Source organism: Candidatus Symbiopectobacterium sp. NZEC135 (assembly GCF_025962695.1).
This window is the reverse complement of sequence record NZ_JAGFPF010000732.1, coordinates 1-995: the sequence shown is the minus strand read 5'-3', so window position 1 is coordinate 995 and position 995 is coordinate 1. Positions and strand designations below refer to the sequence as shown.

At 57.0% G+C, this 995-nt stretch carries 1 protein-coding gene; it reads right to left on the bottom strand.

The window, feature by feature from the left end; translation table 11 throughout:
* Positions 1-969, bottom strand: a 969-nt coding sequence (locus tag J5224_RS30060) for an acyl-CoA thioester hydrolase/BAAT C-terminal domain-containing protein (RefSeq protein WP_264628714.1), incomplete at its 3' end; no start/stop codon positions are given.
* Between the last annotated feature and the right edge of the window lie 26 nt (positions 970-995).

The window sequence follows — 995 nt, the reverse complement described above, 5'->3', positions numbered from 1 at the left end:
CGTTGCCGCAGACAAAAATGCCAGTACGCGCTGCCAGCTCTGTCGGTTTGCCCGGGCATTGGCAAGCGGTGTCCCGCCGCCATCAATCACTACTCCTGCGACTGGATGCACTTTGGCAATCTCCGTTGTCGGGAGGAACGGAAATCCGATGGCATGTCCGGCATGCTCGTTGCGCAGATGCTCGACGGGCCAAGGGTGCTGTTTATCCGCCAGAGTAGTGACAATGTGCTCACAATAATCCGATGATGGCCAGAATCCGTCATCAGTACCTGAAATCAACAGCACAGGACCGGTAATACGTTCTACCGGAATACGTGCAGCAGCCAGACTCTCTGTATCACGCAGAACCGCGACAAACGCCGGAGCTTGACGAATAGGTGCACCGGGTTGTGGTGGATGATCGAAGGCGTGCCAGTCTGCCTCCGGGTTACCCTGCCAAACATTACGGAGAGGTTGCCCATGCCAGGTCCAGGCAGTGGCATCCCGAGGTTCATCAGGGCGGCCTGCTCGCAGGGTGCCATGCACCACGGCACTGGGAACATAGCCAATCACTGCAGAGACGCGCTCGGGAAATGTCGCGCCTAGCAGCAGTGCCAGTTCACCACCGCGAGAATGCCCAGCCACGGCTATAAACCCCTTTTTCGGCTGCAACGTATCCACCGCCCAATCAAGCGCCTGCTGAAAATACTCCAATGGTGTCGCGGAAATAGAATCAGGCCTTCCTGGCGCGTTAAAATACGCCAACGCCAGCCCGCTATACCCGTGAGCGGCGAATAGTGCAGCACGTTGCTCTGGCGTTCCTCCGCCAGAACCATTAAGAACAATGACCAATGGATGAGGGCCAGCGCCTTCTGGCGTAAACAGGGTTGCAGAAAGTCCATTGGTACGAATTTCCTGGCGCGTCACGCCCGGTGCCAGCAAACGTTGAATCAATGTCGTTTCAGCCACGGCGCCAGTTGTATCTTCCACACGTAATGTGACATGGCGGGCGTCAA